This window comes from Pigmentiphaga sp. (assembly GCF_019689535.1).
Taxonomy (GTDB): domain Bacteria; phylum Pseudomonadota; class Gammaproteobacteria; order Burkholderiales; family Burkholderiaceae_B; genus Pigmentiphaga.
On record NZ_JADGHH010000175.1, the window covers coordinates 1 to 7,414 of the forward strand.

Sequence of the window (7,414 nt, forward strand, 5' to 3'; positions counted from 1 at the left end):
CGGGATGCCTGGGCCGCAGTATGCTCCCCTTATTGGCGGCTTGCCCGCATTTCATATCGGATTTACCACAGACGGACCCAGGAAACTGGGCAACTATGGCAAAGAACAAATTTTCGAAGAATTGGCTGCACCAGCACATCAACGATCCTTATGTGAAGCTGGCGCAGCAGAAGGGCTACCGGGCGCGGGCGGCTTTCAAGCTCATCGAGATCCTGGATACCGAGAAACTCCTGAAGCCGGGAGACGTGGTGATCGACCTCGGGTCCGCGCCGGGGAGTTGGTCCCAGGTGGTGCGCGAGCGCTTGGCCGGCCCCGGGGGAACGATTCGGGGACGGATCATCGCGCTGGACCTGCTGCCCATGGAGCCGGTCGCCGGCGTGGAGTTCATCCAGGGGGATTTTCGCGAGGAAGACGTGCTGCGCCAGCTCGAGTCGCTGCTGGGGAACCAGCCGGTGGATCTTGTGATTTCGGACATGGCTCCCAATCTATCCGGCGTGGGTGTCGCGGACGCCGCCCGGATCCAGCACGTGTGCGACCTGGCGCGGGAGTTCGCCCAGGAGCACCTCAAGCCGGACGGCGCCCTCATCGTGAAGGCTTTTCATGGGAGCGGCTTTTCCCAGATCGTGCAGAGTTTCAAGCAGACGTTCCGACGCGTGGTGGAGCGCAAGCCCAAGGCGTCGCGCGACAAATCTGCCGAAACTTTCCTCGTCGGGGCCGGGCTGAAGTTTCCCCGCGGCGGACAATAGTAGAATCGGACTTAGTGTCCGATCGGGCCGGATTTTCCGGCAGGTCGACCGATCGGCAATCCAAGTAGGAGATCGACCTTGAACAACATGTTCTCCAAAGTCGCGGTCTGGATGGTAATCGCGTTCGTACTGTTTACCGTCTTCAAACAGTTCGAAGGCCGCACCCGCCCGCAGGACACCGTGTCCTATTCCCAATTCATGGAAGAGGCCAAGGCGGGCCGTATCCGGAAAGTCGACATCCAGGGAGACGTCTTGAACGTCACGCCCACCGAGGGCCGTCCCTATACCATCACGTCTCCCGGCGATCTCTGGCTGGTCAGCGACCTGATGAAGTATGGCGTCGAAGTCTCGGGCAAGGCCAAGGAGGAGCCGTCGCTCTTCATGAGCATATTCGTCTCCTGGTTCCCGATGCTGTTGCTGATCGGCGTCTGGATATTCTTCATGCGGCAGATGCAGGGCGGCGGCCGTGGTGGCGCGTTCAACTTCGGCAAGTCCCGCGCCCGCATGCTGGACGAGAATTCCAACACCGTCACCTTTGCCGATGTCGCCGGGTGTGACGAGGCCAAGGAAGACGTGCAGGAGCTGGTGGATTTCCTGCGCGATCCGTCCAAGTTCCAGAAGCTGGGTGGCCGCATCCCGCGCGGCGTGCTGATGGTCGGTTCGCCCGGAACCGGCAAGACGCTGCTGGCGCGCGCCATCGCCGGCGAGGCCAAGGTGCCGTTCTTCAGCATCTCCGGCTCGGATTTCGTCGAAATGTTCGTGGGCGTGGGCGCGGCCCGGGTGCGCGACATGTTCGAGACCGCGAAGAAGCACGCCCCCTGCATCATCTTCATCGATGAGATCGACGCGGTCGGGCGCCAGCGCGGCGCGGGCCTGGGCGGCGGCAACGACGAGCGCGAACAGACGCTGAACCAGATGCTGGTGGAAATGGACGGTTTCGAAACCGGCCAAGGCATCATCGTGATCGCCGCGACCAACCGTCCCGACGTGCTGGATCCAGCCTTGTTGCGCCCCGGCCGCTTCGACCGCCAGGTCGTGGTGCCGCTACCCGACATTCGCGGCCGCGAGCAGATCCTGAAGGTCCACATGCGCAAAGTGCCGGTTTCGTCCGACGTGGACGCCACTGTCCTGGCGCGCGGTACGCCCGGCTTTTCCGGCGCCGACCTGGCCAACCTGGTAAACGAGGCGGCCCTGTTCGCCGCCCGCCGCAACGGCCGCACCGTGGACATGCTGGACTTCGAGAAGGCCAAGGACAAGATCATCATGGGCGCCGAGCGCCGCTCCATCGTCATGCCCGAGGAGGAGCGCCGCAACACCGCCTATCACGAGTCCGGCCATGCGATCGTCGCCAAGATGCTGCCCAAGACGGATCCGGTGCACAAGGTCACCATCATCCCGCGTGGCCGCGCGCTCGGCGTCACCATGCAGCTGCCCGAGAGCGATCGCTACAGCATGGACAAGGAGCGCATGCTCAACACCATCGCTGTGCTGTTCGGCGGGCGCATCGCGGAAGAACTGTTCATGAACCAGATGACCACGGGGGCCTCGAACGACTTCGAGCGGGCCACCCAGATCGCGCGCGACATGGTCACCCGCTATGGCATGACCGATACGCTGGGCCCCATGGTCTATGCGGAAAATGAGGGCGAGGTGTTCCTGGGCCGCAGCATCACCAAGACGACCCAGGTGTCGGAGGCGACCATGCAAAAGGTCGACGCCGAGATCCGCCGCATCATCGACGAACAGTACGCCGTCGCGCGCAAGATCCTCGAGGAGAACCGCGACAAGGTCGAGGCGATGGCCAAGGCCTTGCTCGAGTGGGAAACCATCGACGCCGACCAGATCAACGACATCGTCGAGGGCCGTCCGCCGCGTCCGCCCAAGACCTCTGATTCGGCGAACACGCCGCCGAACACGCCGCCCAGCCCTGGCGGGGTGGCGCAGAACGCGACGGCTCCGGCATAGTCGGGCCTGCGCGGCCCGCGGCGTATCTCCACGCCACGGGGAATCGTTAGTTTGACGGGCGGCCTGAGGGCCGCCCTTCCTGTTTCCGGCTCCTGATAGCGGGAAGTTTGCATGCAGCGTTTTTCATCTTCCGCCGGGGCTCGAGCCGTCGGCAGCGATACCACGGGTGAGTTGGCCTCTCCAACCGGCGTCCACGCGGCGCCGCGCCGGCAGGTGCGCTGCGGCCGTTTCACCCTGGACCTCTCGCGTCCCCGGATCATGGGCATCGTCAACGTGACGCCTGATTCGTTTTCGGATGGCGGGCGCCACCTGGCGCCCGATGCGGCCATTGCCCATGCGCGCAGGTTGATCGACGAAGGGGCGGACATCCTGGACATCGGGGGCGAGTCCACGCGGCCGGGGGCCGAGCCCGTGCCGCTGGAGGAAGAGCTCGCCCGGCTGCTGCCGCTGATCGAGGCGCTGCGGGATAGCGGCGTGCCGTTGTCGATCGATACCTTCAAGCCCGCCGTGATGCGGGCAGCGATCGAGGCCGGCGCGGACATGATCAACGACATCTACGGCTTCAGGCAGCCCGGTGCGATCGAAGCGGTTGCGGGCTCGGACTGCGGGCTCTGCGTCATGCACATGCAAGGCGAGCCCCGGACCATGCAGCAGGCGCCCGCGTATGCGGACGTGGCGGGAGAGGTCGGCGCCTTCCTGCGGGAGCAGGCGCAGCGGCTGGAGGCGGCGGGCGTGGATCCGGGCCGGATCTGCCTCGATCCCGGCTTCGGGTTCGGCAAGACCACGGCTCACAACTACGACTTGTTGCGTAGTTTGCCGACTATCGGAGCCCTGGGTTATCCGCTTTTAATCGGCGTATCGCGCAAGACCATGATAGGCGCGGTGACGGGCAGGCCAGTCGGGGAGCGGCTTGCCGGCAGCATTGCGGCGGCGCTCGCCGCCGTCGCCCGCGGCGCCGCCATCGTGCGGGTCCACGACGTCGCTGCCACGGTCGATGCGCTCAAGGTATGGCAGGCCGTGCAAGTTGGGGACGCGTGAGGGCGGACGCTGCAACGCGCGGCGAGATTGACGGAGCCACCAATGATGGCAGGAAAACGGGAATATTTCGGAACCGACGGCATACGCGGCAAGGTTGGGTCCCGCGTGATCAATGCCGAATTCGCCCTGCGCCTCGGCTACGCCGCGGGCGTGGTGCTGACCGCCGACCACAGGGAGGGCGGGCGCCCCATCGTCCTCATTGGCAAGGATACGCGCATATCGGGGTATATGCTGGAATCCGCGCTCGAGGCGGGGCTGTCGGCGGCGGGCATAGACGTCTTGCTGGCCGGCCCGCTGCCGACGCCGGCCATCGCCTACTTGACCCGGGCGTTGCGCCTGGCGGCCGGCATCGTGATTAGTGCATCGCACAATCCTTACTACGACAACGGCATCAAGTTTTTCTCCTCCACCGGGATGAAGCTGCCCGACGAGGTCGAGCTGCGCGTCGAAGCGGCGCTGGGTGAGCCCGTCGGCTGCGTGTCGTCGGAGAAGCTGGGCCGGGCCAAGCGCCTGAACGATGCGGCGGGGCGTTACATCGAATTTTGCAAGAGCGGCTTCCCGAGCGACCTCGACCTGTCCGGCTTGAAAATCGTGGTCGATGCCGCGCACGGCGCCGCCTATCACATCGCCCCCAGCGTGTTCGAAGAGCTGGGCGCGACCGTCACGTGCATCGGGTGCGCGCCGAACGGCCTGAACATTAACGACGGGGTGGGGGCAACTCATCTGGATGCCCTGGCCGATGCCGTCGTGGCGCAAAAGGCAGACCTCGGCATCGCGCTGGACGGGGACGCCGATCGCTTGTTGATGGTGGACGCCAGCGGCCGGCGTTACAACGGCGATGAGCTGCTGTACGTCATCGTCGCCGATCGCCTGCGCCAGGGGCCGGTCGCCGGGGTGGCCGGCACGCACATGACCAACCTCGCCTTCGAGCGCCGCATGCATGAGCTCGGCATTCCCTTTGGCCGCGCAGAGGTGGGCGACCGCTACGTCTTGGCCATGCTCCAGAATCGCGGCTGGCTGTACGGGGGAGAGAGTTCGGGGCACCTGATCTGCCTGGATCGGCACACCACGGGCGACGGCATCGTGGCCGCGCTGCAAATCCTTGCCGCAATGCAGCGTCAGGGCAGGGCTCTCCCAGAACTGTTGGACGGATTGCATTTGCTTCCCCAGAAGCTCGTGAACGTTCCGTTGGAGCCCGGCCTGAATTGGCGCAGCCACGAAGGGCTCGCGCGGGCGAGGCAGGAGGTCGAGCAGCGGCTCAACGGGAAGGGCCGCGTCCTGATCCGGGCGTCGGGCACCGAGCCCAAGCTGCGCCTGATGGTGGAGGCCGTGGACGAAGCGGTGGTCGACGTTTGCCTGGACGCCCTGTCGGCCAGCTTGCGCTAGCGGCCGCTCACGCAGTCGGCCTGCCTCGGCGCCCTTGCAGCGATCGCGGGTTTTCGTAAGCAGGCGTTTCCGTCACGGCAGGAGTATTGTGTTGCCGTCATGGTGCCGTCATTATTCTGTCAATGACGTGAAACGCACAGCATCGACACTCGACTCACCTGTCAAGGAGTGTGCATATGCTCGAATTCACCCGCATCGAAGCGTGTCGAGGGGGCGCCGACGCGCTTGATGACGGTGCCCAGACCCCCGCCCTGGCTGTCGGGTTGGCGCGTTCCTGGGACGAAGTGCGGCAAGCCCAGCGCCTGCGCTATGAAGTCTTTACCGAGGACATGGGGGCCGTGTTTCCGACCGCCTGCGACGGCATCGACGAAGACCGGTTCGACCCCTGGTGCGAGCATTTGATCGTGCGGGACCTCGATAACGACCGGGTCGTCGGCACCTACCGCATCCTCGGTCCGGAGCAGGCACGCCTGGCCGGGGGCTATTATTCCGAATCCGAATTCGATCTCGCGGGGCTCGCCCCCATCCGCAACGAGCTGGTCGAATTCGGCCGCTCCTGCACGCACCGGGACTACCGCAGCGGTGCCGTGATCATGCTGCTGTGGTCCGGATTGGCGGAATTCCTGCGCCGTTCGGGCCACCGCTACGTGTTCGGCTGCGCGAGCGTGAGCCTGCGCGACGATGGCGCAACCGCCGCCGGCGTATATCGTTCGGTGGCTTCGCACATCGAGGCGGCGCGGGAGCTGCGCGTGCGGCCCCTGCATCGGCTGCCCGTCGAGCGCCTCGATTGCAACCTGCCCACGCGCGTGCCGCCGCTCATCAAGGGGTATCTCAAGGCGGGCGCCCGCGTGTGTGGCGAGCCCGCGTGGGACGCTGACTTCAATACCGCCGACTTTCCCATGCTGTTATCCATCGATGCACTGGATAACCGCTATAGGCGGCACTTCGGGCTTGAATCGCAGGGGACGAGGCGGTCGTAACCGCGTTGCGGCCTCGAGTGGAGCCCTGCGCCGTCTCCTGGCCCGTGGGTCGGACTGTCACGGTCATGTCATATTTGCTCAGTAATCTGCCTGCGTAGTGAGTTCTCCTTCACGAACGCAGAGGATCTGCAAATGTTGACTTCCTTATTCAAGCGAGTTTCGTTGGGTGTCGCGCTGGGCGTTGCCGCATGGTCGGTGCACGCCGCCGGCATCACCGGTGCGGGCGCTTCGTTCCCCTATCCCATCTACGCCAAATGGGCTTCCGACTACAAGGCCGCCACTGGGGTGACCGTGAATTACCAGTCCATCGGTTCGGGTGGCGGGCAGAAGCAGATCATCGCCAAGACGGTGGACTTTGGCGCCTCCGATGACCCGATGAAAGGCGAGGACCTGGCCAAGCATGGGCTGGTGCAGTTTCCGGCCGTGATCGGTGGGATCGTGCCCGTCGTGAACCTGCCGGGCATCCAACCCGGGCAGCTCAAGTTTACGGGGGCGCTCCTGGCAGACATCTTCCTGGGCAAGGTCAAGAAGTGGAACGACGAGGCCATTGCCAAGCTCAACCCGGGCACGACGCTGCCGGCGACAGACATCATCGTGGTGCACCGCTCGGATGGATCGGGCACGACTTTCGGCTGGACCAACTATCTGTCTAAGGTCTCGCCTGAATGGAAGTCCTCGGTGGGCGAGGGCAAGGCCGTGAAATGGCCGGTGGGGCAGGGCGGCAAGGGCAATGAGGGCGTGGCCAACTACGTCAAGCAGCTCCCGGGCGCCATCGGGTACGTGGAGTATGCGTACGCCAAGCAGAACAACCTGGCGCACGGCCAGGTCCAGAACCGGGCAGGAAAGTTCGTGCAGCCCGAGGAGGCAACGTTCGCCGCCGCGGCCGCGAACGCCGACTGGAAGGGTACCCCGGGCATGGGCGTCATCTTGAACGATGAGCCCGGCGACAAGAGCTGGCCCATTACCAGCGCAACCTTCATCCTCATGCATAAAGTGCAGGGCAAGCCTGCCCAAGGCGCCGAGGTGCTGAAGTTCTTCGATTGGGCCTTCAAGAACGGCCGCAGTGCCGCGTCCGCCCTGGACTATGTGGCGTTGCCCGATGCCGTGACGGAACAGATCCGCGCACTGTGGAAGGCCGAGATCAAGGACACCGAGGGCAAGCCGCTGTACTAATGCCTGTCGCCGGGCATGCCCGGCAGAACGGGGCGGGCTCCAAGCGCCCGCCCCGCTTCTTGCGCCGGTGTTCCCCTCATCCGTTTCTGTCTCTTATACACAACTGACCCTGCCCACGATAAGCAG

6 protein-coding genes are annotated in these 7,414 nt (G+C 64.9%); all 6 read left to right on the plus strand.

From position 1 onward, the window contains the following. Positions 1 to 95: 95 nt before the first annotated feature. The 6 genes from IRZ12_RS13890 (at position 96) to pstS (ending at position 7,288) form a co-directional block, all read left to right on the plus strand. The gene (locus tag IRZ12_RS13890; protein WP_296469498.1) at positions 96 to 746 is read left to right on the plus strand and encodes an RlmE family RNA methyltransferase; all 651 of its coding nucleotides are present in this window, start codon (positions 96 to 98) and stop codon (positions 744 to 746) included. Between the two features lie 78 nt (positions 747 to 824). Further along, positions 825 to 2,711 carry an ATP-dependent zinc metalloprotease FtsH gene (ftsH, locus tag IRZ12_RS13895; RefSeq protein WP_296469500.1) on the plus strand — a complete coding sequence of 629 codons (1,887 nt, stop codon included), beginning with the start codon at positions 825 to 827 and terminating at the stop codon, positions 2,709 to 2,711. Between the two features lie 258 nt (positions 2,712 to 2,969). Then, a complete protein-coding gene (gene folP, locus IRZ12_RS13900) occupies positions 2,970 to 3,749 on the plus strand; it encodes a dihydropteroate synthase (RefSeq protein ID WP_296469506.1) in 780 nt (259 codons plus the stop codon). A gap of 45 nt (positions 3,750 to 3,794) precedes the next feature. Next, positions 3,795 to 5,135 (plus strand): phosphoglucosamine mutase, encoded by a 1,341-nt coding sequence (gene glmM / locus IRZ12_RS13905; protein ID WP_296469508.1) that lies wholly within the window; start codon positions 3,795 to 3,797, stop codon positions 5,133 to 5,135. Between the two features lie 176 nt (positions 5,136 to 5,311). Further along, the gene (locus tag IRZ12_RS13910; RefSeq protein WP_296469502.1) at positions 5,312 to 6,115 is read left to right on the plus strand and encodes a GNAT family N-acyltransferase; all 804 of its coding nucleotides are present in this window, start codon (positions 5,312 to 5,314) and stop codon (positions 6,113 to 6,115) included. 132 nt (positions 6,116 to 6,247) lie between these two features. Next, on the plus strand, positions 6,248 to 7,288 hold the full coding sequence (gene pstS / locus IRZ12_RS13915) for a phosphate ABC transporter substrate-binding protein PstS (RefSeq protein ID WP_296469504.1): 1,041 nt from the start codon (positions 6,248 to 6,250) through the stop codon (positions 7,286 to 7,288). Positions 7,289 to 7,414 lie beyond the last annotated feature (126 nt).